The sequence below is a fragment of the Bacillus sp. UNC438CL73TsuS30 genome (assembly GCF_000482325.1).
GTDB lineage: Bacteria > Bacillota > Bacilli > Bacillales > Cytobacillaceae > Neobacillus.
Map to the genome: position 1 here is coordinate 16792 of NZ_AXVA01000023.1, position 26941 is coordinate 43732.

21 protein-coding genes and 2 riboswitches are annotated in these 26941 nt (G+C 39.4%); of the genes, 5 read left to right on the forward strand and 16 right to left on the reverse strand.

Annotated elements, in window-relative coordinates; translation table 11 throughout:
* Window positions 1–19: 19 nt before the first annotated feature.
* The 3 genes from asnB to M028_RS0109900 form a co-directional block, all read right to left on the reverse strand.
* Window positions 20–1921, reverse strand: coding sequence for an asparagine synthase (glutamine-hydrolyzing) (gene asnB, locus M028_RS0109890; protein WP_026573780.1), 1902 nt, complete (start codon window positions 1919–1921; stop codon window positions 20–22).
* Window positions 1922–1993: 72 nt separating this feature from the next.
* On the reverse strand, window positions 1994–3475 hold the full coding sequence (locus M028_RS0109895; protein WP_026573781.1) for a UDP-N-acetylmuramoyl-L-alanyl-D-glutamate--2,6-diaminopimelate ligase: 1482 nt from the start codon (window positions 3473–3475) through the stop codon (window positions 1994–1996).
* A gap of 79 nt (window positions 3476–3554) precedes the next feature.
* Complete coding sequence (locus tag M028_RS0109900) at window positions 3555–4745, reverse strand: carboxylate--amine ligase (RefSeq protein WP_231510792.1); 1191 nt, start codon at window positions 4743–4745, stop codon at window positions 3555–3557.
* A gap of 429 nt (window positions 4746–5174) precedes the next feature.
* On the opposite strand from M028_RS0109900, the gene M028_RS29730 reads away from it, so the two are divergent.
* Window positions 5175–6431, forward strand: a complete 1257-nt coding sequence (locus M028_RS29730) for a GGDEF domain-containing protein (protein WP_035424035.1) — start codon at window positions 5175–5177, stop codon at window positions 6429–6431.
* A 40-nt stretch (window positions 6432–6471) separates the two neighbouring features.
* Here M028_RS29730 and M028_RS0109910 read toward each other — a convergent pair whose 3' ends face one another.
* Window positions 6472–7377 (reverse strand): LysR family transcriptional regulator, encoded by a 906-nt coding sequence (locus M028_RS0109910; RefSeq protein ID WP_026573783.1) that lies wholly within the window; start codon window positions 7375–7377, stop codon window positions 6472–6474.
* Window positions 7378–7525: 148 nt separating this feature from the next.
* Between M028_RS0109910 and gdhA the strand changes: the two genes are divergently transcribed.
* Window positions 7526–8905 (forward strand): NADP-specific glutamate dehydrogenase, encoded by a 1380-nt coding sequence (gene gdhA, locus M028_RS0109915; RefSeq protein WP_026573784.1) that lies wholly within the window; start codon window positions 7526–7528, stop codon window positions 8903–8905.
* A 63-nt stretch (window positions 8906–8968) separates the two neighbouring features.
* On the opposite strand, the gene queF is transcribed toward gdhA, so the two are convergent.
* The 4 genes from queF to M028_RS29735 form a co-directional block, all read right to left on the reverse strand.
* Window positions 8969–9469: a preQ(1) synthase gene (gene queF / locus M028_RS0109920; RefSeq protein WP_026573785.1), complete on the reverse strand. Its 501-nt coding sequence runs from the start codon at window positions 9467–9469 to the stop codon at window positions 8969–8971.
* Window positions 9470–9545: 76 nt separating this feature from the next.
* A riboswitch (PreQ1 riboswitch) is annotated at window positions 9546–9592 on the reverse strand.
* 112 nt (window positions 9593–9704) lie between these two features.
* Window positions 9705–10301 (reverse strand): hypothetical protein, encoded by a 597-nt coding sequence (locus M028_RS0109925; protein WP_026573786.1) that lies wholly within the window; start codon window positions 10299–10301, stop codon window positions 9705–9707.
* A gap of 14 nt (window positions 10302–10315) precedes the next feature.
* Window positions 10316–11491 carry a ParM/StbA family protein gene (locus tag M028_RS0109930; protein ID WP_026573787.1) on the reverse strand — a complete coding sequence of 392 codons (1176 nt, stop codon included), beginning with the start codon at window positions 11489–11491 and terminating at the stop codon, window positions 10316–10318.
* Between the two features lie 608 nt (window positions 11492–12099).
* Window positions 12100–13752, reverse strand: a complete 1653-nt coding sequence (locus tag M028_RS29735; RefSeq protein ID WP_051590993.1) for a sensor histidine kinase — start codon at window positions 13750–13752, stop codon at window positions 12100–12102.
* A gap of 206 nt (window positions 13753–13958) precedes the next feature.
* On the opposite strand from M028_RS29735, the gene M028_RS0109945 reads away from it, so the two are divergent.
* Window positions 13959–14846, forward strand: a complete 888-nt coding sequence (locus tag M028_RS0109945) for a DMT family transporter (RefSeq protein ID WP_026573789.1) — start codon at window positions 13959–13961, stop codon at window positions 14844–14846.
* A 332-nt stretch (window positions 14847–15178) separates the two neighbouring features.
* Here M028_RS0109945 and M028_RS0109955 read toward each other — a convergent pair whose 3' ends face one another.
* From M028_RS0109955 to M028_RS0109985, 7 genes are all read right to left on the reverse strand, one after another.
* Window positions 15179–15901 carry an amino acid ABC transporter ATP-binding protein gene (locus M028_RS0109955; protein ID WP_026573790.1) on the reverse strand — a complete coding sequence of 241 codons (723 nt, stop codon included), beginning with the start codon at window positions 15899–15901 and terminating at the stop codon, window positions 15179–15181.
* The gene (locus M028_RS0109960; RefSeq protein WP_026573791.1) at window positions 15894–16553 is read right to left on the reverse strand and encodes an amino acid ABC transporter permease; all 660 of its coding nucleotides are present in this window, start codon (window positions 16551–16553) and stop codon (window positions 15894–15896) included. The genes M028_RS0109955 and M028_RS0109960 overlap by 8 nt, the downstream gene beginning before the upstream one ends.
* Window positions 16554–16607: 54 nt before the next feature.
* A complete protein-coding gene (locus M028_RS0109965) occupies window positions 16608–17384 on the reverse strand; it encodes an ABC transporter substrate-binding protein (RefSeq protein WP_026573792.1) in 777 nt (258 codons plus the stop codon).
* A 221-nt stretch (window positions 17385–17605) separates the two neighbouring features.
* A complete protein-coding gene (locus tag M028_RS0109970) occupies window positions 17606–18769 on the reverse strand; it encodes a M20 family metallopeptidase (RefSeq protein ID WP_026573793.1) in 1164 nt (387 codons plus the stop codon).
* Between the two features lie 78 nt (window positions 18770–18847).
* Entirely contained in the window at window positions 18848–20221 is a 1374-nt protein-coding gene (locus M028_RS0109975) for a polysaccharide pyruvyl transferase family protein (RefSeq protein ID WP_026573794.1), read from the reverse strand.
* Between the two features lie 148 nt (window positions 20222–20369).
* The gene (locus tag M028_RS0109980) at window positions 20370–21569 is read right to left on the reverse strand and encodes a phosphoglycerate dehydrogenase (protein WP_026573795.1); all 1200 of its coding nucleotides are present in this window, start codon (window positions 21567–21569) and stop codon (window positions 20370–20372) included.
* A 140-nt stretch (window positions 21570–21709) separates the two neighbouring features.
* Window positions 21710–21788, reverse strand: a riboswitch (ZMP/ZTP riboswitch).
* An 81-nt stretch (window positions 21789–21869) separates the two neighbouring features.
* Complete coding sequence (locus tag M028_RS0109985) at window positions 21870–22919, reverse strand: LLM class flavin-dependent oxidoreductase (protein ID WP_026573796.1); 1050 nt, start codon at window positions 22917–22919, stop codon at window positions 21870–21872.
* 288 nt (window positions 22920–23207) lie between these two features.
* Between M028_RS0109985 and M028_RS0109990 the strand changes: the two genes are divergently transcribed.
* Both M028_RS0109990 and M028_RS0109995 read left to right on the forward strand, forming a co-directional pair.
* Complete coding sequence (locus M028_RS0109990; RefSeq protein WP_026573797.1) at window positions 23208–24152, forward strand: ABC transporter permease subunit; 945 nt, start codon at window positions 23208–23210, stop codon at window positions 24150–24152.
* The gene (locus M028_RS0109995) at window positions 24152–25105 is read left to right on the forward strand and encodes a hypothetical protein (RefSeq protein WP_026573798.1); all 954 of its coding nucleotides are present in this window, start codon (window positions 24152–24154) and stop codon (window positions 25103–25105) included. The genes M028_RS0109990 and M028_RS0109995 overlap by 1 nt, the downstream gene beginning before the upstream one ends.
* A gap of 78 nt (window positions 25106–25183) precedes the next feature.
* On the opposite strand, the gene M028_RS29740 is transcribed toward M028_RS0109995, so the two are convergent.
* A complete protein-coding gene (locus M028_RS29740; protein ID WP_051590991.1) occupies window positions 25184–26740 on the reverse strand; it encodes a malate:quinone oxidoreductase in 1557 nt (518 codons plus the stop codon).
* Between the last annotated feature and the right edge of the window lie 201 nt (window positions 26741–26941).

A 26941-nucleotide genomic window follows, 5' to 3' on the forward strand; every position in this document is an offset into this window, starting at 1 on the left:
TATCGTTCCGTTCAAAGGATTAAACGGTAACCAACTCGTCAGGCTGTTTTGCCTTCTGAGAAGGCGCATCAGACTCTAATTCTATGAAAAACTTTTTATACCAAACTAAGAATACATAAACCGTCCAAATATATCGGGCATAATTGTGTCTGTTATGGTAATGGTCGTCCAAAAACTTCACCAATTCATCGGTGTTAAAGAATTCTTTGGCAATATCGGACTGAAAACTTTCTTTGACCAAATTATAATACTTTTCTTCACGTAACCAATAGCGGATTGGCACAGGGAAGCCGACCTTTGGACGATTGGCCCATTCTTCCGGCAATACTTCCTTCGCTGCAGTACGCAGTGCATATTTTGTATTTTCCTGATTCACACGAAGCGGCGTAGGAATGTGTGAAGCCATTCCCATCACTACCTTATCCAAGAACGGAACACGGAGCTCAATTGAATGCGCACAGCTCATTTTATCTGCTTTTAACAGAATATCGCCAGGAAGCCAGAGCTTCAAGTCAAGATATTGCTTTTTCGTTACATCATCTTTATTTTTCACTTTATCATAGACTTTTTGTGTAATGCTTCGAACGGAAGGACCCTTCTTAAAGTCATCCTTTAATACTTTTAACGCATCATTTTCATCCCAAACTTTGGCTTCACCAATAAAGGTTTCTTCAACCGTTTGGCCGCCTTTGACAAGGAAGCCCGTAATGCGGTTCTGTGGCAGCCCTTTCGCAACATTTGAGGCCGCACGGCGGAGCGCAAACGGAATTTTTTCGTATTTCGCCATAGCTGGAGTAGGGCGGTACCACTCATAACCACCGAAAATTTCATCGGCACCTTCACCAGACAACACGACGGTAACATGCTTGCTAGCAAGCTCCGCTAAGAAATATAACGGAACAGAGGACGGGTTGGATTGCGGTTCATCCATATGGTATTGGATCGTTGGCAGCTTCTCAAAGCATTCATCCGCATTAATAACCGATTTATGATTTTCAATTCCAAGAATATCCGATAAATCCTTGGCAAGATTCGTTTCGTTGAAGATCCCCTCATGGTCCTGGAAGCCAACAGAGAACGTTTTATTTGGCTTTAACAGGGAAGTGATATAGCTGGAATCAATCCCGCCGGATAAAAATGAGCCGACTTTCACATCACTGATCTTATGGTACTTCACTGATTCTTCGACTGTAGTTTTTATTTTTTCCACATAATGCTCTAAACTGTCTTGATTTTCATCAAAGTTAACATCCCAATAAGACTTGATGTCGGCCTTACCGTTTTTATAGATCATGTAATGGCCAGGCTTTAACTTAAATACACCTTTAAAGAAGGTTTCATCAAGTACAGAATATTGGAACGTAAGGTATGGTTTAAGAGCATCCTTGTTTAATTCCTTTTTAAAAGATGGATGCTTTAGAAATGCTTTGATTTCTGAACCAAAGATAAACGAGCCATCTGTTGTGTTCTGTGTATAGTAAAGCGGCTTGATTCCAAAGAAATCGCGCGCTAAGAACATCTCTTGTTTTTTCTGATCCCAAATTGAGAAGGCAAACATTCCTCTCACTTTTTGCAGTAAATCCACGCCATACTCTTCGTAACCGTGAAGAATGACTTCACTATCAGTATGACTTATAAATTGATGGCCTTTTGCAACAAGGTCTTTGCGAATTTCTTCAAAATTATAAATTTCCCCGTTAAAAATCAGCACCACGCTGTTGTCTTCATTGTACATTGGCTGACTTGCTTCGTCAGATAAGTCGATGATCGAAAGTCGTCTAAAGCCAAAGGCTACACGGTCATCGGTAAACACACCGCCGCTGTCCGGTCCGCGGTGGATGATCGTGTCCATCATATTATTCACTGTCATTACTTTATCTACAGTCTTGCTTGTATCGGCAAAGCCTACAAAACCACACATAGTTAATTATCACCTTTCGTTCTGCTTTGAATAATTATCGATTAAGAGTAAAAGTTTTTTTATCCATCTCTATTAAAACACTAATAGTTTACGATTCTTTAACGTTTCCTTTACAATTTCCGCTTCATTAAAGGGAATTTCCTTTTTGCCGACAATTTGGGCCGTTTCATGTCCCTTTCCGGCAATGAGAATCGTATCTTCTTCCGTGCTGACATGAATCGCATATTGAATAGCTTCTAAACGGTCAACAAAAACTTTATAGTTTCCATTCTCTTCCTCAACTGCATCAACGATTTCGTCAATAATGAAATTCGGATCTAAATCCTTTGGATTATCGGAGGTAACAATGGCTAAATCAGCAAATTTGGCCGCTGTCTTACCCATGGCACGGCGCTTCAATCTGCCGATCTCACTATCAGGCGCATAGACACCAAATACCACGATTAATTTGCCTTTTGTGTAAGGTCTAAGCGATGTGAGGGCCTTTTCCAATCCATCCTCAGTATGAGCAAAATCAATCACAATTTTATAGTCCTTGTCCTTAAAGACCACTTCCATCCGGCCTTTAATGCCATCAAGGTTGCGGATTCCTTTTTGAATCGTTTGCAAATCAATCTTGTGACAGTACGCACAAGCAATTGCAGCTAAACTATTATACACATAAATATCCCCGGGAATGTTCACTCTAACTTCGATGTTTCCTCTTGGGGTATTGGCTGTAAAAAGAGTATAATCAGCAAAATAGCGAATATCAGATGCATAGATAACAGCATCGGAATCCATTCCATACGTCATCAGGGTCGTATCATAATCTTTTATTTTCTCAATGAGCCGCTTGCCATAAGGGTCATCGTTATTGATGATATTGTAATCCTGCGTCATATCAAATAAAAGAGCCTTCGCTTGGAAATAATCTTCCATATTGTGGTGAAGCTCTAAATGATCTGGGGTAAGATTGGTGAAAATCCCTGTATTAAAGTTGCTATAGGCAACCCTGTTTAGGCTGAGCGCATGGGAGGAGACCTCCATAATGCAATCATCCGTACCAGCTTCAACCATATCGGTAAAGATTTTTTGCAGGTTTAACGACTCCGGTGTTGTATTTTGATTCTTCATGAGTTTATTGTCAATGACCGTTCCGATTGTACCAATAAGTCCAACTGATTTTTTAGCTTCTTCAAAAATCGATTTCAGAAAATAGGTGATCGAGGTTTTTCCATTCGTTCCCGTAATCCCGATTAAATTTAATTTTTCTGTTGGATTATTGTAAAAGTTAGCTGAAACTCTCGCTAATGCCTTGCGGGAATCTGCCACCTTTAAGATGGTTACATAGTCCTCAACCCAAATATCCTTTTCAACAATGATCGTTGTCGCACCCATTTCAATTGCTTTTTCAATAAATTGGTGGCCATCGACCTTAAAACCTGAAATCGCTACAAAGAGGCCATTTTCCACTACTTCCCTAGAATCATAGGCAATGGAGTTTACTTCCCTGTCTAACTCTCCCTTAATTGGTTCAAATTCAAGGTCTTTAACAACATCCGTTAATAACATGTAATCAACTCCATTTTTATTCTAGTAAGTTTTAAGAAAAACAATAAAAAGATGAACTGGACCAAACATGGTCCAGTTTTTATTTAAAAAATTTCTTCGCCACTTTCCCCGCAATGATTCCTGCATAAGAAATCCCTGGTTTTGGATCCTTCCAATCCCAAATTGCGTAGGCATGTTTTTTAAACAGCGATTTCACAACCTGCGGGACGGTCAGCTGTCCTGTTTTAATATAATCCTTCACAGCCAGCATATCTTCATAGCCATACCAGAAAACCTGGCCGGTATTTTCTTTGATTGCCTTAGGAGGCAGTGGATTTCCGGTTAGCTCGCGGTAGGCGATGTATGGCATATTCAAGCCAATTTTATTAATTAACGTATTAAAGTTCGTCGTACGTGCATTGATTTCAATTAAATAAAACTTGCCAGTATTGGCATCCTTTTTAAATTCAATTTCGGCAAATCCTTTCCAGCCGATTTCCTCTAAAAATTTCCCGCCAATTTCATACAGCTCCGGAATATATTTTTGGCCGGTATAAACAGATGCGCCAAAATTGATCGGATACTGGCGGAACTTTTGGAAGGTTGCCCAGTGGGACACCTTTGAATCCTGGTTTAAATACGCATCAAAGGTGTGCATATGATCATCGAAACCGGGAATAATTCTTTGTATAATGACTTCTAGGCCCGCTTCTTCTGCTTTGGCCAATGCTTCCTGTAATTCTTGACGATTATGGACCTTAAAAAGTTTCCTTCTAAACTTTGCCACGAAGGTAGGTGAATCGGTTGGTTTTACGATACATGGGTATTTCAAGATGCTTTCTACTTTTTCAAAAAGATTTTCTTCGTTTACCCGAACCGTTTCCGGTACATTCACACCTTTTTCCATCGCAATACGGTGCAATACTTCTTTATTCATGGCCTTCGTATATAAACCTTGTTCCGTCTGCGGGATTAAGTAGTACTTTCTGATTTCATCTAAGTATTCATCGATGACTTCCAAATAAGAATCATGACATGGAAATAATACCGGTTTCGCATTTTGTTTTTTCGCGTAATCAATTAAAAACTGAATGAATTTTTCCGATTCATTTTTATAATGAGGAGCGATCAGCCGCTCTGATGTATATTTTGATTTCGCTCCGTACGTATTTTCCTCTGAATAATCAACCGCAACTGTTTGGATTCCGTGCACACCCAAGCAGCGGATGACACTTAACCCGATATAATAGTTACACCCCAAAATGACTGCCTTATTACTCACTTTTTCCATCTCCTCATTCATTCGTTCCCTAGTCCGTTCTCACATTCTACAATATTCGATTTATATCAACACTATCTGGAGGTAGATTACAAGATTTATAATTCTTTTTGCAAAAACGCTCGAAAAATTTAGCATCTATATTATATGACGATACTCATTTATTATAAAGTAATTTAACCAAAATAGAATTGTAATTATTTAGGAAAAATCCATAAAATAAAGATTAGCACCAATCATAGCACAATATTCTTGCCTCGAACCATTATTCGCATTAATATTCCGACTTTATTTTGGCGGCACGCACCGTCAATATATATGAAAGGCTTTTGGATATATTCCACAATTTGCAAGTTTGATTTATCTGAAAATACTTATGCACCATTAGGTGATTTACGGTAAAATGGGAGATATAGTCTGGGGAAGGGGAAGCAAATTACGATGTTAAAGGCCAATATCTTAACGTTTTTACTATTTTTTGCTTCACTGGCTGCCGCAATAGGCTCCAGACCTATTCGCATTGAAAATAACCTTTACATGAAGGCCTTCCTTTTATATTTGTTCTTTTCCTGCCTCTATCATCACCTGAGGATTACAAGCAAAAATGGAAGTACATCCGTTGATTATGGAATTTCCTATAGCTTATCAATTGGATTATTTACCGGTCCACTAGGCTTGTTTATTTTTGAGACCTTTTACCGCTTTATTGTCTTTTTTTATAAGAAAGTAACGAAAACAGCCGATTCCCATGAATTTACCGATACATTTTATAATATCGGTGCTTTTGTATTGAATAATTCAATTGCTTTTTATTTATTCCATACGTACTATCCAAAATTTCAGGGAGTCCCATTCGGCTTTTGGATTTTAATGTTTTTACTCGTAACCGTTACCTCAATCCTATCTGATCTTTATCTCGTTTTAATCTTCTATTTCCTAGGGGATATTAAAACGGGTAAGGAAGCGATTGATTTTTTCAAAAGCAGAAGCGTGCTTGATATGGGGAAATTATCGTTCACAAACGGTCTATTATTTTTATTTCTCCAGGAACAAAAATGGGAGATGCTGATCAGTCTGTTTATTCTTAATTATCTAGTCAGCCGTTCCTTCGTTTCAAAATCACAGCATATTCAAAATAAGATTGAAAGGGATCGGTTTGAGCAAATGGCCTATACCGACTTTTTGACTGGGGTGTTTAACCGGGCCTTTATGGACAAAAAGATGGAGGAATTGAATCAAACTGGTGAATATCTCGGAATTGTTGTCGCTGATATTGATAAGTTTAAGCAAATTAATGATAACTATAACCATGCGGTCGGTGATCAGGTCATTCAGCATTTTGCAGCCACATTAAAAAGCTATATTTTGATGGACGATTATTTGTTTCGGAGCGGCGGAGAAGAATTTACGTTGTTTCTTCGGCATCGGCATTTTGAACAATGTGCCGCATTAATTGAAACCATCCTGCAGAGCCTTGAAACTAGTGAAGTTAATGTTGAGTATAAGGGCGAAACAGCCACGATACACTATACCTCTTCATTTGGACTGTATTTCTTTAAGGTTAATGAAATAGTCTCAATGGAAAAAGGATATGTGTATGCCGACCAATTGTTGCTGCAGTCGAAACAGTTAGGCAGAAACCGTTTATCGTCGACGAATGGAGCAAAAGTAAGCGAAACAAACCACCAGCTTGTGTAAGAAGGAAGACCCTGGCCAATTAATTTGGCACAGGGTTTTTTTAGTTTTGATATCCTTCCAACATCGAGAAAAATTCCTTTAAAAACTCATAAAACAATTTCTCTGTTGGAAGTAAGTCACGGTCACGGGGAATGATGACCCCAACGGAACGAGTCACAGACGGTTCCATCACGGGAATTTTGACTGTTCCACGCGGCAGGCTGTCCACCAATGTAATCTCAGGAATCAACGTCACTCCCAAACCGGCAGAAACTAAGCCTTTAATTGCATCAATATCTTCTCCTTCGAATGACACCTTTGGCTCAAACCCTAGCTGTCTGCACGCGTTTACAATGATTTCATTTAAGATAAATTTCGGAGGGAACAAAACAAATGATTCCTCCCGCAGTTGATTTAGCTCCAAAGTACGCTGCCCTGCAAGACGATGATCCACCGGCAAAAGTGCGACAATACTATCCGTGAATAAGGTGCTTCCTTTTACTTTCGCCTCATGTTTTGGCACCGGGCCAATTAAGGCCATATCAATATCTCCTTTGATCACTCCATCAATTAAGGAATGGTAGGAGCTTTGCCGCAGGTGGAATTTCACTAGTGGATAGCGTTCACGAAAAGCCGAAATGGCAGTTGGCAGTGTATGGGCAGCAAGGCTTGAGGGAAAGCCAATTCGAATGACCCCATTTTCCGGATCAAGATACTCTTCAACCTCTCTCAGCCCATTTTCAATCACCGTTAATGCCTGTTCCATATGTTCAAGAAATATTTTCCCTATTGGCGTTAATCGTACATTCCTTCCTTCACGGAAAAACAAGTCGACCCCAAGCTCTGATTCTAAATTAACAATTTGCCGGCTTATGGCGGACTGTGCTACATTTAATTTCTGCGCAGCCTCTGTCATATGTTCACGCCTTGCGACCTCGATAAAATACTGTATTTGCCTTAATTCCACAGCTCTAACCACCATTCATCTCAATTCGGCATGATTCTAATCTATTATTTATATTGATTCGATTATTTCTCCATTATAAAATATTTCATAATGATAATTCCAATAATTGAAAAAATAAATAGATAAATGTGTCAGGGGGAGAAAAGCAATGTCCGCAATTGAAGAGGTCAATCAGGTAGAGCAACTATTGGCAAAGGAGTATGTTAAAGAAGTATTTGAGATGGTAAAAAGGCGAAATCCAAATGAAAATGAGTTCCATCAAGCCGTAAAGGAAATCACTGATTCGCTTATTCCTGTTTTCGCAAAATACCCAAAATACATGCAGCATGGCATTCTTGAAAGACTAGTTGAACCTGACCGCACGATTAGTTTTCGGGTTCCATGGGTTGACGATAAAGGAAAAGTCCAAGTAAACCGAGGTTTCCGAGTTCAGTTTAACAATGCCATCGGACCTTATAAGGGCGGATTGCGTTTTCATCCTTCTGTAAACGCCAGTATTATTAAATTCTTAGGCTTCGAGCAAATTTTAAAAAATTCCTTAACTGGCTTGCCTATTGGCGGAGGGAAAGGCGGCTCAGATTTTGACCCTAAGGGTAAGTCTGACAGAGAAATTATGCGTTTTACCCAAAGCTTTATGACCGAACTTTATCGGCACATCGGGCCGGATGTAGATGTTCCGGCTGGTGATATCGGTGTTGGTGCAAGGGAAATTGGCTACCTTTTTGGCCAATATAAAAAAATACGCGGCGGCTTTGAAGCAGGTGTCTTAACCGGTAAAGGTCTTGGATATGGCGGAAGTTTAGCGCGTACAGAAGCAACAGGCTACGGGTTGGTTTATTTTGTAGAGGAAATGCTGAATAACCGTGGTCTTAGCCTAGAAGGAAGTACAGTTGCTGTTTCAGGCTCCGGAAATGTTGCAATATACGCAATGGAAAAGGCCTCACAATTGGGTGCAAAAATTGTTGCCTGCAGCGACTCGAGTGGCTATGTTTATGATGAAAGCGGAATTAACCTTGAAACCGTAAAACAGTTAAAGGAAGTCGAAAGAAAAAGAATTAGTGAATATGTAAATGTGCACCCTCATGCCCACTATTATGAGGGCTGCAATGGAATCTGGTCGATTCCATGTGATATCGCCTTACCATGTGCGACACAAAATGAAATCGATGAAGTTTCTGCAAATATTCTTGTTTCCAATGGTGTTAAAGCAGTCGGTGAAGGAGCCAATATGCCATCCACGCTTGCTGCTATTGATGTTTTCCTTCAAAATGATGTTCTTTTCGCTCCGGCAAAGGCAGCAAATGCCGGCGGTGTGGCTGTTTCTGCATTAGAAATGTCGCAAAACAGTGCACGTCTAGCATGGACGTTTGAAGAAGTCGATCAAAAGCTGCACATGATTATGGTCAATATTTACCATAACAGTGTAAAGGCATCAGAGGAATACGGCCATCCAGGCAATTTGGTTGTCGGTGCAAATATTGCAGGTTTTATCAAAGTAGCTGACGCCATGATTGCACATGGTATTTAAAACGAACTAAAGATATGAACAAAGACAGTCACCAGCTTTTAAAACTGGCGACTGTCTTTATTTTTATCGGTTATCTACTTTTTCTGGATATAGATCATGATTCATTAAGCGAAATTGAGCCATTTCTTCATATTTCGTCCCTGGTTTTCCGTAATTACACCAAGGGTCAATCGAAATACCGCCGCGCGGTGTGAATTTACCCCACACCTCGATATAGCGTGGATCAAGCAACTTAATTAAGTCGTTCATAATGATATTGACGCAGTCCTCATGGAAATCACCGTGATTTCGGAAGCTGAAAAGGTATAATTTCAATGATTTGCTTTCGACGATTTTTTTATCTGGAATATAAGAAATATACATGGTTGCAAAATCGGGCTGCTTTGTTAATGGACAAAGACTTGTAAACTCCGGACAGTTAAATTTTACAAAGTAATCCCGATTGACATGGAGATTATCGACTGCCTCTAATACTTCTGGTGCATATTCAAACGAATACTGTGTATTCTGATTTCCTAATAAAGTTAAATCCTTTAAACCTTCTTCATGGTTTCTGCCAGACATAAAAAGACCTCCTGTAAAAATAGCAATATAAAAAACAAAAAAGCCATGTCCCATATGGACATGGCATAATCGTCATGTATCCATAGTTTTTTATAGAGGGTTTCCGCTATGAACCTCTCCCGTCAAAAACGAGTATATAATTCTTCCATAATCATAAAGAACAAGTGGAAAAACGTCAACTGGAAATTGATGTTCGACAAAATTCGAGTGGTGGCACCACCCGAATTTTGTCGAATTATTTATTCATACTCGCAAGGAAATCACCGAGCAGGTCGTCCAGGTTACTTTCCACTTCTTGTTCTGTTTCATCTTTGGCGTCGTGCGGTTGACCTTGCGATACGTTATCCCAATCAAATGTGCTTAAGTCATCTTCAAGGTCTGACTCCGAGGCAGTTGCTGTTTCTTCCATTGCTGAAAAAGTGGGTCTGGCAGGAGAGATGACCTCCTCTGGTTCTTCCTGAAGGTACAATGCCTCGTCAATATCTATTGAGCTGCTATTTAACGAAGCAAGAAGTGCGGTTGACCTTACAGGGTCGGATAATAGATGATAAACAATACTTCCCATTAGGGCAAGGGAATGTTCATGCTTCAGCCAATCCCGCTGTGACTTACTTAGCTTATGGGGGAGCGGAATCGTAATGGTTTCCTTCTCCCTTGCATAGGAACTTGCCACACCCTGCATGACAAAATCAGCGATTTTACTTGAAAAGTTCCTTCTCTCCGTCTCCTTTAAACCTTGCAGTTGCTTAACTAAATGATCGGGTGTATCCGAAGGGATACGAAAAGAGATGGCCTGACCCCGCTTAATTTCACTTAAAGTGGACTTTTTCATAGGATCACCCTATTTTAGCCTTTTTTAACTGGTTCTTGTACCACTTTTGGCTTTTCGCTTTTTTTGACAAAATCAGTGATGAGCTTGTAATAGGCATTTGCCATCATCCAAATACTTTCCTTCTCATCTTCAAAAAACTCAATATTATAACCATCTAAATGATTGTTTAAGGTTTTAATATACTCCTTTAGAACAATTGAACCCCCGCCAACAAAATAGCAAATTTCGGTTTGTGAGTTCCTTTGCCAAACGTTGCGCAATAAGCGGTATTGCTTTTTGGCTAATTCGACAAGAATGCGATCCGTGATATCATGAACACTTGTCCGGCTACCTTTTACCATAATATGATTGCGGTCATTTTTTCTTGTAATAATTTCAACCACATCGCGGCGGCTGTCTAGTTCAACACCATGTTTTGTCCGAATTTCCTCACGAATTGCCTCCAATGATTCGGACACACCGAGGTTAAAGCCCTGTGCCTTATCATCATCGACATTACGGTTCTTGATGACAGCGATATCTGTCGACAATCCTCCGATATCTTGGATTAAGATTCGTTTATCAACTAAATCTTTATTGATAATTTTTAAGTTGTTATCCATAACAAGGTTAATAAAGGCAGCAAAGCCTTCTGGATAAACCTTTACTTCATTAAATTTAATATTTACCTTTAAACCTTGGTATTTTGGTGTTACGAGGAATTCTACTTGATGGACGGAACCAATCAATTTAGATCGGTAGCCCACATCCTTGCCCTCTTTTACCTCACGAAGGGGGAGACCAGTTCCAAGATTGTAGTTTGCATCAATCACATTTTTCATACGCGGAAAAATCTTTTCATTTTCTGCTCTTACAGCATCTAATGCAAGTGTTGCAAACAGCATGACCAATGTTTGGTCTTCCTCTGATTTGCTGCTTCCTGGATCTAATTCTGCAGCATTATTACTTTTAGTTGCTAAATTACCGATACGATAAATTGCGTTGTTTTCCTTCAGGGCAGGGGAGTGTACCTTAATATGGATTCCATCAAGAGGGTTTTTATTATCTAATTCTTCAATCCCGATTACTGGGCGGTCTTCTGTATCCCTTGCAATAATGTTGGGAACCGTTAATTGGAAGTCTAATTCCCCAAAAATAGCCTTAATTGAATCATTTCCTACATCCACAGCAGCAATTCTAGAATTTGTCATCAGTCAATTTCTCCTTTAATTGTTAATAAGATCATATTTAAATAGGTATGTATTTCAAGTTTGCCTTCTTTAATAGTACCTTCGAATAGTAGTTTCTTCAATATCATCAGTAGAAAAGAAATAAAACTGTAAACCTGTAAACATCCTGTAAACCTCATCTTACTTGTATACATTTTTGTAAACAACGATAACAAATGCGTACACACCCTTTTAAATAGCCATGTATACGCATTTATCTACATGTAAACTTTTCTGTATACATTTGTTTACAATAAGTAAACTTGTAGACATTTTTGTAAACATACATTTTTTTTATAAATAAATCGTTTCCTCAAGCTACTTTTTAATCCTCTTAATTTAGTATTCTCTATTTCTTCTTTTAAATGTGGTACCTTCTAGTCCAATGCTTCAATGCCGGTCTTAACAAGATTAATATCTTCTATACCATCATGACAAAGCTAGTTACAAACACTGGTAAATAGGAAAGTAAACTTTTTGTAAACAAGAATACAAATTCGTGTACAATTGTTTACAATTAGTAGACATGTATGCACTCTTGTATACACACGAAATTCCTAAAAAAAAAGACAGCTTTAGCCAGCTGCCTTTTAAAACATATTATCTTGGTATTCGCTATTTTCCTCTTCCCAGAGCGGAATGCAAACTTTAAAGGTGGTACCAACACCTTTTTCACTTTCTACATCAATCCTGCCTTTCATCCGTTCAACAATCTGATAGCAGACCATTAACCCCATGCCAGTTCCTTTTTCTTTTAAGGAGTAGAAGGCAGTTCCTAATCTTTCAATTTCTTCAGTTGACATTCCAATACCCGTATCTGTTACGATAATTTCTCCATAACTATTATTTTTTCGTACGGTTAAAGTCAATAGCCCGCCAGTTCTCATTGCCTCAATACCATTTTTTACAATATTAATTATGACTTGTTTTAATTCACTTTTATTCCCCTTCACTAAAACCTCTTTTTCCAAAATCGTATTCAAAGAAATATTTTTAGACATGAAGGCAAATGTGTTCATTAAATCTGCGACCTTTTTTGATAGATCACTTATATCAACCTTTTCAACATGTTCAAGGTCCGGTTTCGCCAGCGAGAGGTAATCATTAATAATTTTCTCCGCACGGTTTAATTCCTCTATCATTAATTGAATATAGCTTAATTCGGTTTCGTCCAAATGATCCTTTGTTAAAAAAATCTGCAAGAATCCACGCACTACGGTCATGGGATTGCGTATTTCATGGGCAACCGATGCAGCCAGCTGGCCAATTGCATTCATTTTCTCTGCTCGCTGCAATTCCTTCTGGATTTTCGTCTTTTCAATAATTTTTTCCATTTCGCCAATGGCTTCTTCCACCCGATGGACGCTGCCAATACTTTTTGGAATGGATCCAAATTCTTTATAGGTATCTGCAAGACGTTCAAATAATACGGTTAATTGGGAGGTCATATAGTTAAACTTTTCGCCAAGTTTCACCATGTCAGATTGATTTGAGATATTCAGCTTCACATTAAAATCACCAGAACTCACCGCATTGATTCCAGAGATAATTTCATTTACAGGAGCAAGAGCCTTTCGAATCCCCCATCTTAAGGTAAAGTAAACTAACATGGTAATAATGATTAAAGAGATAAGGGCGTAGATTCCAAGCTTCTCCTTAAATTGACTAATTACAGAAGCATCCACATCTACAGCAAGTACAGCAATCGCCTTGCCGTTATGGTCCGTAATCGGCTTGAAGGCCGTAATCCAAACCCCGTAACGGTCGTGATAAAGAGTGCTGCTAGTTACTTTCTTCTCTTTCATGGACCGTTCAAATGTTTGAAAAAATTCTTCCCCTGCTTGATAAGGACTAAAATTTTCGATTCCATCCAATCGGTCCACATCAGTAACAGCTAAAAAGTGTAATTTATTTCCTTTTTCAACTCTTGCATCCATTAAATATCCCTCTAAATATTTTGCATTTCTTTCTCGCACTAATCCAACCAAGTGATTTAGCTTTTTTAAGCTTGGATTATTCGGGTCATGGGAATGGATTGCATCTAGCACGTCATCAGACTGAATCGTATAGCTCCAGAGACTAGCAATTCCTTCTGCCCGCTCAGTAAGTTGATTAGCCAAATGCTTGGTTACATAATAAAATGTGAATCCTGCTGTTGACACTACTACCACAAATGTTATTAAAAAGGAAAATAATAGAATCTTGCGAAATAGAGGTAAATCGTTCACATGTCGTTTCCACATAGATATTGGTCCTTTCGGATTTATAATTACAATTATATCGTGAAAATTCGACATTTAATAAGCTAAATCCTTTGTCAACTTTTACCTCCACATACTTTTAAATTAAATATATCTATTCAGATTTTTTACCACCCCGCCGGAAAATTGCAACAATTCAACTTCCGTGATAATCTTGTGATTATGTATGTTTTTGGGGGAGAGAAAATATGAACACTAGGGCTTTCGTATTAGCCTTAATTACAGTCACTATTTGGGGATCTACATTTCCTGCAATCCGTGCAGGTTTGAATGGCGGTTATTCAGCAGGCCATCTAGTTCTCATTCGTTACTTAATTGCTTCTGGGTTGTTTGCGATTTATGCGCTGCTTCCCGGTGTTAGATTTCGACTGCCGCGAAAAGAGGATCTTTTAAGAATCTTATTACTCGGATGGGTTGGTATCAGTATTTATCATATTGGGGTTACCTTTGGTCAACAAACGGTTTCGGCTGGTACCGCAGGCATGCTTGTTGCCTCAGCACCCATTTTTACGGCACTCATTGCCGTGTTTGTATTAAAAGAGCGCTTGGGTTTTGCCGGCTGGCTGGGATTAGCAATTGGTTTTGTTGGGATTGCTGTAATTACCATCGGAACAGCAGGGCCTTCTTTAACCATTTCAAAAGGGGCCTTTTTAGTGATAATCGCAGCGGCAGCAACCTCTGTATTATTTGCTTTTCAAAAGCCGCTTTTACGCCGGTATAGCTCCATTGAATTAACAGCTTATTTTTCATGGGCTGGAACAATCCCGTTTCTTTTGTTTCTGCCCGGACTTTTCCAAGACCTCCAGCATGCATCATTAGAGGCAAACCTATCAGCCATTTATATCGGTATTTTCCCAACAGCCATCGGTTACGTCACATGGGCGCTCGCACTATCAGCAGGAAAAGCCGGCTCCGTAACCAGCATGCTCTACATTGAACCAGTCGTCGTCCTCATCGTCGCCTGGATTTGGCTAAAAGAATGGCCCAGCAACCTCACCATCCTTGGCGGCATCATCGTCATCTCCGGCGTCATTGTCGTGAATGTACTAGGGAATAAACGGAAAGCAACAGCGTAAATTCGACAAAAATCGGGTGGTGCCTGTCACCACCCGATTTTTCTTGTTTCACAAAGATCGTTCCACGAAACTCTCTTAATTTTTTTATATTAATTGTATATGAGAATGATAGTTTGGAAAGAATGAGGATAGGACAGTATATTGGGGGATTGATGATGGAGGGAAATAGGTTGTTGCTAACGGATTTTACTAGTGATGAAGGGTTTGAGCTTACAAGATACATTGCACATTTATTTGAATACGTTTCTAGCCTGCATGAAAACAATAATATACAATTTAAGCCAGCCCAAGAATGAAGGGCTGGCTTTTTGTTGTAGTAATATTAGTTGATTTTACAAAACTTTTTCTAGAAAGTCCCTTGCTCTACTTGTCTTTGGATTACTGAAAAACTCCTGTGGGGAACCTTCTTCAAGCAGCTGCCCCTCATCCAAGAAGATGACTCGGTCTGCCACTTCTCTAGCAAATCCCATTTCATGGGTCACAATCGCCATCGTCATTCCCGACTGAGCGAGGTCCTTCATAACATTCAGAACTTCCTTGACCATTTCCGGATCCAGTGCCGATGTTGGCTCATCAAATAGCATTAACTCCGGTTCCATTGCCAATGCACGTGCAATCGCCACACGCTGTTTCTGACCGCCGGAGAGATTACTCGGAAAGGCTGATTCTTTTTCTGTTAACCCTACGCTGGCTAACAAATTCCGTGCTTTTTTTTCAGCAACCTCACGGGATTCCCCTTTTACTTTCATTGGGGCATACGTTAGATTATCCAAAACTGTTTTATGTGGGAACAAATAAAAGTGTTGAAAAACCATCCCAATCTGTTGTCGTACCTTCATAATATTTGTCTTTGGGTCAGTAATATCTTGGTTATTCACCAACACTTTTCCCTTTGTTGGCGTTTCTAACAAGTTTAAGCACCGAAGGAAGGTCGACTTCCCAGAGCCTGAAGGTCCAATAATCGAAACTACCTCACCACGTTCAATCGTAGTCGAAATATTTTTTAAGACCTCTGTATTGCCAAATTGCTTATAAAGGCTTTCTACTTTAATCACTGTATTTCAACCTTCTTTCAACCCGTTTGCCAAGCATTGTCAGCACCATGACCATTACCCAATAAATAACACCAACAAATATAAGCGGTTCAAAATTCCGATAAATATCCGCGCCAACCACTTGGGCACGACGCATAAGGTCTAAATAACCAATTGTCGATACAAGTGCTGATTCCTTTGTAAGGGAAACAAATTCATTCATAAGAGCCGGTAAAATATTTTTCATCGCCTGAGGCAGGATAATATCCTTCATCATCAGACGGTAAGGAACACCAAGTGCCTGCGCAGCCTCTGTCTGCCCTTTATCGACTGCTTGTATTCCTGCCCGAATAATTTCCGAAACATAGGCTGCAGAATTTAAACCGAAAGCTAAAATAGAGGATAAAAATGGAGTAATATCATAACCGGTTAATTGTGGAACAGCAAAATAAATAATCATTAATTGTAAAATTAACGGTGTACCGCGAAAAATCGAGGTATAGATACCTGCAATCCAATTTAAAGCCTTTATATGAGAAATTTTAAACAGTGCAAAAACTGTACCAAGTGCAAAACCAAAAATAATCGCTACAATAACGAATTTAAGCGTCTCCCATATTCCTTTTAACATAAAAGGAATATAAGGCACAATTTGGCTAAAATCCAAATTCATGCCTTACACCTCACTTCAATATTTATTCTAATCTTGTCTGACACTGATGAAATATTACTGTTGATCCTTCAACCATTTATCCTTCAATTCCTGAAGCTTTCCGTTATCTTCTAACTTTTTAAGAACACCATTCACATTACCAACAAGCTTACTGCCTTTTGGAAAAGCAACTGCCATTCCTGGAGAACTGCTTGTTGGATCATCAAATCCAGCTAAATTTTGCTTTTTAATATAACCGGTAGCTACTGATTTATCCATATAAGCTACTTGAATACGTTTTGATAAAAGCTCTTGAATTAATGTAGTCGCATTATCCAGTGGCTTCACATCAAATTTAACTTTTTTCTGAAGTGCTTTTGCGCCTTCTTCTTGAATGGTCCCAAGCTGAACTCCAACCGTGTTCCCTTTTAGATCATCTACTGTTTTAATGTTTGAACCCTTTAAGGTAATAAACATTTCACCTGAACGGTTATATTCCGTTGAGAAGTCAACATTTTTCTTACGTTTTTCAGTAGCAGACATACCAGCAAGAACCATGTCTGCACGGTTAGCCTGCAGGGCTCCGATTAAACCGTCAAACTTCATATCCTTAATTTCGAGCTTATATCCTAATTCTTTTGCAATCATATTCGCTAAATCAATGTCAAAACCTTGAGGATTTCCTGCTGTATCTCTTGATTCAAATGGAGCAAAGTCAGCTGATGTCGCCATCGTTAATACTTTGTTTGCTTTTCCACTTTCCTTATCTGCTCCTTCATTATTGCTCTTACCGCAAGCTGCCATTATCACTAATGTAAAAATAACCGTAGCAAATAATAAAGTCTTCTTCATGATGTCTCCTCCTACAAAAATTAAGTATTTTATAAATCTAAATCTGAATTTTTATTCAACTAGATGAATATTAACACGTTATTTTTTATTTGAAAAGATATTTTTCCAATATAAAAATATTCAGAAAATACTTTTGTTAAATCGTTATGATATACACTAAAGTTCCTATACTAATATTATCCCCAAAAAAAGCACCTCTATTAAATAGAGATGCTTCAAATTTATTTACAATTGGATAAAAATTCACCTTTTATATTTTCTAGCTCTTCTTTATCGGTAATTAAGTCAAACCCTGTATAAGCCAGAGCCAGGACGCCGCTGGCAAGAATTCGATGGGAGTTGTCAGTAATGGTTGTCTCGGCAAATTCCGTTGTATGCGCAACAAGTCCTGGGGAATCTAAACCAATATAAGGGTGGATAGCCGGGACGACATGGCTTACATTCCCCATATCAATTGAGCCGTATGACTCCTTCGCCTTCTTGACTTCCTTAATGCCAGCCGAGAACAGATTTTTGGTAAAAAGCCTTGATAGGGTTTGATTGGTGACCATATTATCATAGCTTAATTCATAATTATCGATTTGGACCTCTGCACCTGTCATAAGCGCAGCACCGTTTGCAATATTTTTTACCTTTTCAACGACTTCATTTAAATAGCTTCGATTGCTTGCCCGAACATAGAATTGGGCTACGGCCTTATCTGGTACAATATTGGCCGCAACGCCGCCCTCTTTAATAATTCCATGGATCCGGACATCAGACGACACATGCTGACGAAGGGCATTGATTCCATTGAATAATTGAAGCACTGCATCAAGGGCATTAATCCCTTTTTCGGGGGATGCCGCTGCATGGCTTGATTTTCCCCGGAAATCAAATTGAATCGCATCCATTGCCAATGAAACCCCGCTCTCATACGATTCATCAGCAGGATGGAGAATCATGGCCGCATCAATATCCGCAAAAACCCCTTGCTCCGCCATTGGAACCTTTGCACCATTCGTTTCTTCCGCCGGAGTTCCCAGTACCACGATTCGTCCGCCAATTTCATCGACCACTTTACTCAAGAGAACCCCAGCCCCTGCACTCATCGTTCCAATCATATTGTGGCCGCATCCATGACCGACACCGGGTAATGCATCATATTCCGATAAATAGGCAATCGAAGGCCCAGCTTTTTTGCTGTCATACACCGCTTTAAAAGCTGTTGGCCGGCCAACAATCCCTTTTTCAACAGTAAATCCATGCTCTTCAAGAAAACCAACTAAGAGCTCCATCGACTCAAATTCCTGATCTCCTAATTCGGGGTAATGATACAAGTGATCACTAATTTCCCATAATTTGTGCTGCAAGAATTCTAATTCTTTTTTCAACTGATCCTTCATTGCAAAAAACCCCCTTTATTGTGTACATATATTTTGAAACCTTCTTCGGTCAATTTCAAGTTCCAAGGGGAGGGCTTTTTATCTAAAACTAAATTTATTTGCCGTCTTTAGAGCGAATCGGACCGATTTCCGATTTAATGTCCCTTGCAATTTCTTAATCGTTCGATCTTTTTCACTGAGCTTGGTTTGAAGTTCTTTTAACTTTTCATCTTTATTGGCGGATTCCAGCAGATAAAGGTTTTCCCACCGTTCTGTAATTTCTTGCAAATCACAGCTGCTGATCGGCGAAATAGGCGGGAGGGGCTGAATCTCCGCTAATTTCTCATCCAAAGGAACTTTAGCAGGTGTGTGGTCATCTTTATAAATATGTTCCAGGTTATTTTTATTTAGAAAGCTGATGAATTTATCAAAATTTCCTGCTTGTGTTTTAATAGGCGCTCTAAAATCACTTTTTTCAATTAAATCGCTCAGTCTTGTTTTACTTGTAATTTCATTTGCATTCACATGTGTTAAATTATGGTACTCAGCTAATTCTCTCATTCTAGCATCCTTTGGAATTAAAATGCTAGGCGTCCCGGCAATGGTTGCGGCAATATTCCCGTGAAGCCTGGCCCCGAAACTTAAATCAGCCTGCCTTAAAAAATCTAACCAAGTAGATACATTTAAAAAGAAACGTACCCTATTGTTCATATAAGTTGGATGTGACATCGCAACTGGGTAATTTTTGCTGGACCCAGCTATAGCAGGCGCCCCGGCAAAAGTAAGCCTCATTTCCTTCAGCCATTGGGGAATAAAATAATGATTAGGATATTCCTCCATACCTCTTGTAATAAAATCAAGTACATTCTTTGGAGAAAGGCGTGATGAATTAACACAAACCATTGAATCAGTTGTGATATTCGTTTCACGTATCTGTAATTCTCTGCCAAAGGCATACATAGAAGGGCAACCAATAACCGTATGGTCTATATTTTCGCGAAAACCTAATTTTGATAAATATTGAGAGGTAATTTCACCTCTGACACCAATCATTGCTGACTTTTCCAGTACAGCACTAACAAACGCTTTGACATCATCATCAAAAGGGAAGCCCTCATTTAGCTTTGGTTCAAATGGAGCACGCAAACCTACACCAATCACCACAACGGGGATCGTCAGTTTTTTGATTAATTTCGTATATTTGCGTAAGGATGAAACAAAGTCATTTCGGAAGGCATCGGCTAATGGAATAATGTAACAACTATACTTTTCATTGATTTCATCAGCCTTATCCGGGTCAATATCATAATAATCCGGTGTAATCATCGTTTCTTCTGTCATTAATGTACGGAACACACTAAAGGCATAAACAAGATTCCCTACGTTGCCGCCGATGGAATTATTCACAAGCATATGTGGTGCATCAAATGTATCAAGTGGCGATATGCCCGATCTGATTAGAATCTCTTTCATTATAAAAAACTTACCCCTTAAATTAATTTTTTATTAAAATACTATTAAATGCTACCATAGGATAAGTTAAGAAACCATTAAGAACCACTATTTGGCATTAAAAGGAGAAAAAAGCCCTAACTCATTTGCAGAGTTAAGGCTTTATCGATTAAATAATCCGTGCTGTTACAATTCCTTCGATTTGGTTAATTTTCTCTTCTATCGCAGGAAGAATATCACCGTTTACTTCGTTATCAATATCAATCATTGTATAAGCATAGTCACCACGGCTTCTGTTTACCATGTCAGCGATGTTCAAATCATAGCTTGAAATGGCAGAAGTTATTTGTCCAACCATGTTCGGAACATTACGATGGAAAGCTGTTACTCGTGTCTTTCCAGTGTATGGTAAAGATGCATTTGGAAAGTTCACAGAGTTCTTAATGTTTCCAGTCTCCAAAAATTCTTTCACCTGGCGTGATGCCATAATCGCACAGTTTTCTTCAGACTCCTGTGTTGATGCACCTAAATGCGGGATGGCAATGGTATTTTTCATTTGCAATACATTTTCATTCGGGAAGTCTGTGATGTACTCGCCAACGATTCCATCTTCAAGCGCAACCGCCATATCCACTTCATTTACCAGCTCTCCGCGGGAGAAGTTCAAAATATGCACACCCGGCTTCATGATGCTAAATGTTTCTTTATTAAACATTCCTTTTGTATCAGGAGTAAATGGCACATGTACTGTAATATAATCAGATTCCGCGTACAACTGTTCAATTGTCATAGCACGTTGTACATTGCGGGACAGGTTCCAAGCTGTATCTACAGAAATGAACGGATCAAAGCCGATGACATCCATATCTAAATCAAGTGCATCATTTGCTACAAGCGCACCGATAGCACCTAATCCAATGACACCTAACGTTTTCCCTTTAATTTCTTTTCCAACAAATTGCTTCTTTCCTGCTTCCACTAGCTTCGGAATTTGGTCACCTTCAACTTCTAACCCCTTTGTCCAAGCAATACCAGCAAAAAGATTACGGGATGAAGCAATTAAAGAAGTTAAGACCATTTCTTTTACTGCGTTTGCATTGGCACCAGGAGTATTAAAAACAACAATTCCTTGTTCCGTACATTTATCAACCGGAATATTATTTACCCCTGCGCCTGCACGAGCGATCGCCTTTAATTGATCGCCGAATTCCAATGCATGCATATTGAAGCTTCGGACTACAACGGCATCCGGATTTTCACTTTCATTGTCGATTGTAAAAGAATCCTTATTGAAAACTTTTAGCCCGCTTTCTGCAATAGCATTTAAAGTTTTAATCGTTTTTATTTTTTCTACAGTTACAGTGCTCATTTTAATTTCGCCTCTTTTGTTTTATTAGATTTAAAATCTTATAGACTATTATAAATAATCAAAAATATTCACGCTAGTCAACAGTTATTTCCTTTTTATCTCCCCCTAATAAACAGAAAGAGGCAAGGGGTATATTCCCTTACCTCTGCCCAGGCGAACGGCTGCGATACTATGTGCTCCCTCACGGTTCTCCGCGCTTCGCCAGTTACACATAGCCTTTTTATTTCCTCCATTTTATCAAGTTCTCTTTAAACCTTCAACTAAAAAATTCTTAAATTTTAAAAATTTCAATTTTACCATCTATAGTTCCTTTTCCCAGTTTGAAATTTCCTCACGAACACGAGGTGCCACTTCTGTCCCCAACAGCTCGATGGCTTTCATGACATCTTCATGCGGCATGGTTCCAACCGGCGTATGGAGCATAAAACGTGTAATTCCCACATTTTTGCGAAGATGAATAATCTTTTCGGCAACAGTTTTTGAATCTCCTACGTACAGTGCCCCTTCAAAGCTTCTTGCGGCATCAAAGCTCGCCCGGCTGTAATTCCCCCAGCCGCGTTCCCGCCCTAACACGTTCATCGCCTGCTGAGTCGATGGGAAAAATTTGTCTGCAGCCGTCTGTGTATCCTCCGCAATAAAGCCATGGGAATGAGACGCGACTGGAAGCTTCGATACATCATGACCAGCCCTCTCAGCAGCCCTTTTATAAAGTTTAACCAGTGGGGCAAACTGCAGCGGGCTTCCACCAATAATGGCAAGAACGAGCGGCAGTCCGAGCATACCAGCGCGAACAACAGATTGCGAATTACCCCCGCTGCCTATCCATACTGGCAATGGATCTTGCACAGGACGTGGATACACCCCTAAATTATGTATCGCTGGTCGATACCCGCCCTTCCAAGTTACTTTTTCAGATTCGCGTATTCTTAATAAAAACTCCAACTTTTCTTCAAACAGCTCATCATAGTCTTTTAAATCATAGCCAAACAGGGGAAATGATTCGATGAAAGAACCCCGGCCCGCCATAATTTCTGCCCGCCCGTTTGAAATCGCATCGAGCGTAGCAAAGTCCTGGAAAACACGTACCGGGTCCGCTGAAGATAACACCGTGACGGCACTTGTCAGCCGTATCCGTTTTGTCTGTGAGGCTGCAGCAGCGAGCACAACGGCAGGGGAAGAAGCCGCATAATCTTTCCGGTGATGTTCACCGACTCCAAAAACATCCAGTCCAACCTGATCGGCTAGGACAATTTCTTCAACTACTTCACGTATACGTTGGGCATGGCTGATTACCTCACCTGTTTGAACGTCCGGAGTTGTTTCCACAAACGTGCTCAAACCTATCTCCACAAAAATTCCTCCTATTTCATCGGGCCTTTCCTCCTACTATACCGTAAAAGAAGTGCCTATCACCAGTCGAACAACCTTTGTTAAGGGCAAAAAAGGATAATTTAAATAGCACGCTTTTTCAATTTTATGGTAAAATCTATGTAACTACTGGTTAAAAATGGAGGATATTCACAGCTCCTCTCTTAACAAAAACAGTATGTTGCCATCAGCAAAAACATGGTGTTTTTGCTTGCTAGAATAATAGAATTTAAAACGACGGCTTGTAGTCTTTTGGAGGTAAGTGGATAAATGAATCTTTTTTTACGCTTATTCGGCAGTCTTTTACTATGGGGATGTATGGCCATTATCTTAATTTTAGTGATTTTATTACCCCGGGAAACAGCATCCCATCGGGTAGGTGTTAAGGATGTCATGTCCTACCATTTTACTTGGGATGGTTATAAACAAAATATTTATGATTATGTTGAAGGAGTAAAAGCGAAGAAAAGCCTCGGAACAACGGTGTTTAATCAGCCAGTCGAAACAGAACTCCTCCTTTATTTTAAAAGAAGCATTGCCATTCTCCTTCCAGCATTTTTGCTTAGTATCATGATTGGAATCTATAAAGGTGTCTTCGATTATCGGTTTCAAAATAACAAAATAGGGCGATTATTTGGAAGAGGATCGACTTGGCTAGGGCAGGCTGTTCCTGACTTTTTCCTCATTTTCCTTTTTCAAACCCTCTTATCTCTCGCCATAAGCCACAGCCTTCTTCCAAGAGTAGACCTATACGGAAATGACAAATGGTACAGTATCTTTCTTCCCATCCTATTTTTAAGCATGTATCCAGCATTTATTATCGCCAAATACACCTTTCAAGCATTAGAAGAGGAAGATGAAAAGGATTATATAAAGACAGCAAAAGCAAAAGGGGTCCCGGACCGAGTGATCCTTTGGAGGCATATCCTAAAAAACTGCTATCCTAAACTGCTTCAGCATTTTATGCCGATTGTCTTAATCTTATTTTCCGGAATGTTTGTTGTAGAATTTTTAACCATGTATCACGGGATTGGTTATCGGTTAATCGCAGCCATCCATATTAAAAATAAGTTTATGGCAGGGGAGGCTTTCCCAATTGATGTACCTGCCGTCATCGGCTTTAGCTTATTAATCATGGTTCTTTTATTATTTGCACAATGGATTCACCAGCTCCTTGAGTTCTTTCTAAATCCAAAAAGGGGGGGAAGATTATAATGCGGAAAATATCTTCATTGTGGATTGGTCTGATTGGCTGCAGTATTTTTGCCATCATTTTTATATTTGGCCCCTATTTGCCGAATGTTGATAAAAAGGTTACTCCTCATACATATATGGTCGGTCCTGAAAGCAATCTGGATTTTATCCTCCCGCCCTTTGCCCCAAATAAGGAATTCTTGTTAGGCTCTGATAAATCCGGCAGGGATATCTATAGTGCTCTCATTATGGGAACACGCGGAACCTTAAGTATTGTTTTTACGATTTCATTGATCACATTTTTATTTGCCATTCCTTTTGGTGTGGCTTCTGCCCACTTGACCTTTTTCAGGGTGCTTTTACAGGCGTGGAATTATTTGTTTTCAAGAATACCTGTCTTTTTTTACTTTATTATCGTGTCAACGATTCCTTTTTTTATCCTTTCTCCTCACCGCACTATTTGGATGATTAGCTTTCTTATTCTATTTGAATTAGGTAAGGTAGGGGAGGTTATCTACAAAGGGGTCTTACTAATTCAAAAAGAAACCTATTATGAGGCTGGAATTGTGGTCGGTTCGAAACCATTCGGACTATGGAAACAATATTATTGGCCCGGCTGCTATCCTCAGTGGGTTGCCTACTTTGTACAGCATTTAGGGAGTATGCTATTTTTGCTAGGCCAGCTTGGAATCTTTGGAATTTTTATCTCCCAAGCATTTCTCCAACAAATAGACGGGTCTTACTTAATTGATAACCGTGCGATAATCTGGCCTATGTTCCTATTCGATGTCTTAATCGACTTCGATGCCTTTCCATGGGTCCCTCTATTTAGCTCGTTATTTATTACCCTTTCCATGTTATCCTTTGTTTCATTAGGTGAGGGGATACTAGAATATCATTCGAGAAAACGCAAGGGATTAATTGCCCAAGGAAGCCGTTCCTGCCGCGATTCAGGAGGGAAACAGTGGATATAAAAGGATAGAATGGAGGCATACGATTACTTTTATAAACATAGAAAAAAGCATCTATAAAGATGCTTTTTTCAAACAGTTTTAAACAGATACCGTTTCTTTTTCTAAATCACGTATCTCTTTCTGTAAATCTCTCTCATTTTGAATAGGTGAGCGACCTTCGCCTAGACCAAGCATCCACGCTGTAAAACTATTAATTTCGTGGAAAAGCTCTGGGTTTTCCACGAGTGATTTTCCATAAGAAGGAATCATTTCTTTTATTTTCGGTTCCCACGCCTTTAGATGTTGCGGGAAGCATTTTTTTATTACCTCAAGCATAACATGAACGGCAGTAGAAGCACCCGGAGAAGCACCAAGGAGTGCAGCGACTGAACCATCAGCGGCACTAACCACTTCCGTACCAAATTGAAGTGTACCTTTACCGCCAGCTTCAGTATCTTTTATAACTTGTACACGTTGGCCCGCTACAACAATATCCCAATCTTCACTTTTCGCATTCGGAATAAATTCCCGTAACTCTTCGATCCGTTGTTCTTTCGATAACATCAGTTGCTGGATCAGATATTTTGTCAATGGAATGTTTTTTGCACCTGCCGCTAACATTGTGAAAACATTATTCGGTTTTACCGTACTTAATAAATCCATATTTGAACCAGTTTTTAAGAATTTTGGTGAGAAGCCGGCAAACGGTCCAAATAGTAATGATTTTTTGTTTTCAATAAATCGGGTATCAAGATGAGGCACAGACATTGGAGGAGCTCCAACCTTTGCCTTGCCGTATACTTTTGCATGATGCTGATTCACAACCTCCGGATTGTTACATACTAGGAATAGCCCGCTTACTGGGAATCCGCCAATATGTTTACTTTCAGGAATACCCGTTTTTTGCAGTAACGGCAACGAACCACCACCGCCGCCGACAAAGATAAATTTTGCCGTATGGCGTTCAACTTCTCCATTAGCGTTACGCACTTTCAATTCCCATGAGCCGTTGCTAGTACGTTTAATATCATTTACCTGATGATTGTATTTAATATCAACGTTTTGATTCTTTAAGTGATCAAACAATATTCGGGTTAAAGCACCAAAGTTGACATCCGTTCCAGAGTCGATTTTGGTGGCCGCGATTGCTTCCTGCGATGTACGGCCTTCCATAATAAGTGGGATCCATTCCATTAATTTCTCAGGATCCTCGGAAAATTCCATCCCTTCGAACAGTGGAATGTTTGAAAGCGCTTGAAAACGTTTTTTCAAGAACTCAACATTTTCTTCCCCTTGTACTAAACTCATATGTGGCAACGGCATGATAAAGTCATGCGGATTGTCTATGAGATTTTTATTTACAAGATAGGACCAAAACTGTCTTGAAAGCTGGAACTGTTCATTTATTCTGATTGCTTTGCTAATATCTATTGATCCGTCTGGTTTTTCAACAGTGTAGTTAAGCTCACATAGAGCGGCGTGCCCTGTTCCTGCATTATTCCACTCGTTAGAGCTTTCCTCTCCCGCTTTGTCGAGCTTCTCAAACACTGTAATCTTCCAGTCCGGTACTAATTCCTTTAAAAGTGTCCCCAAAGTGGCACTCATAATTCCGGCACCAATTAAGATAACGTCTGTATTAGTTTGTTTGTTACTCATTTTAACCGTCCCTTATCCCCTAAGAATTGCAGAAAGGATGTAGGTGGTTCCGCTTAGGCATTACAGCAAGCCTGCGCACCTAGTCGCACATCTTTTCTGGATCATTTCATTTATAACCTATATATAGTGTATCACTAATAGTTAAAGATTTAAATATTTTGATAGGTTTTAAGGTGTTTAAAAGCTTGTAAAAAGAGGAAA

Excerpts from the sequence above, each read along its gene's own strand:
- asnB (WP_026573780.1), bottom strand. The coding sequence starts at position 1,921 with ATGTGTGGTTTTGTAGGCTTTGCCGATACAAGCAAGACTGTAGATAAA.
- M028_RS0109895 (WP_026573781.1), bottom strand. The coding sequence starts at position 3,475 with ATGTTATTAACGGATGTTGTTAAAGACCTTGAATTTGAACCAATTAAG.
- M028_RS0109900 (WP_231510792.1), bottom strand. The coding sequence starts at position 4,745 with ATGGAAAAAGTGAGTAATAAGGCAGTCATTTTGGGGTGTAACTATTAT.
- M028_RS29730 (WP_035424035.1), top strand. The coding sequence starts at position 5,175 with ATGTTAAAGGCCAATATCTTAACGTTTTTACTATTTTTTGCTTCACTG.
- gdhA (WP_026573784.1), top strand. The coding sequence starts at position 7,526 with ATGTCCGCAATTGAAGAGGTCAATCAGGTAGAGCAACTATTGGCAAAG.
- queF (WP_026573785.1), bottom strand. The coding sequence starts at position 9,469 with ATGTCTGGCAGAAACCATGAAGAAGGTTTAAAGGATTTAACTTTATTA.
- M028_RS0109925 (WP_026573786.1), bottom strand. The coding sequence starts at position 10,301 with ATGAAAAAGTCCACTTTAAGTGAAATTAAGCGGGGTCAGGCCATCTCT.
- M028_RS0109930 (WP_026573787.1), bottom strand. The coding sequence starts at position 11,491 with ATGACAAATTCTAGAATTGCTGCTGTGGATGTAGGAAATGATTCAATT.
- M028_RS29735 (WP_051590993.1), bottom strand. The coding sequence starts at position 13,752 with ATGTGGAAACGACATGTGAACGATTTACCTCTATTTCGCAAGATTCTA.
- M028_RS0109945 (WP_026573789.1), top strand. The coding sequence starts at position 13,959 with ATGAACACTAGGGCTTTCGTATTAGCCTTAATTACAGTCACTATTTGG.
- M028_RS0109960 (WP_026573791.1), bottom strand. The coding sequence starts at position 16,553 with ATGAATTTGGATTTTAGCCAAATTGTGCCTTATATTCCTTTTATGTTA.
- M028_RS0109965 (WP_026573792.1), bottom strand. The coding sequence starts at position 17,384 with ATGAAGAAGACTTTATTATTTGCTACGGTTATTTTTACATTAGTGATA.
- M028_RS0109970 (WP_026573793.1), bottom strand. The coding sequence starts at position 18,769 with ATGAAGGATCAGTTGAAAAAAGAATTAGAATTCTTGCAGCACAAATTA.
- M028_RS0109975 (WP_026573794.1), bottom strand. The coding sequence starts at position 20,221 with ATGAAAGAGATTCTAATCAGATCGGGCATATCGCCACTTGATACATTT.
- M028_RS0109980 (WP_026573795.1), bottom strand. The coding sequence starts at position 21,569 with ATGAGCACTGTAACTGTAGAAAAAATAAAAACGATTAAAACTTTAAAT.
- M028_RS0109990 (WP_026573797.1), top strand. The coding sequence starts at position 23,208 with ATGAATCTTTTTTTACGCTTATTCGGCAGTCTTTTACTATGGGGATGT.
- M028_RS0109995 (WP_026573798.1), top strand. The coding sequence starts at position 24,152 with ATGCGGAAAATATCTTCATTGTGGATTGGTCTGATTGGCTGCAGTATT.
- M028_RS29740 (WP_051590991.1), bottom strand. The coding sequence starts at position 26,740 with ATGAGTAACAAACAAACTAATACAGACGTTATCTTAATTGGTGCCGGA.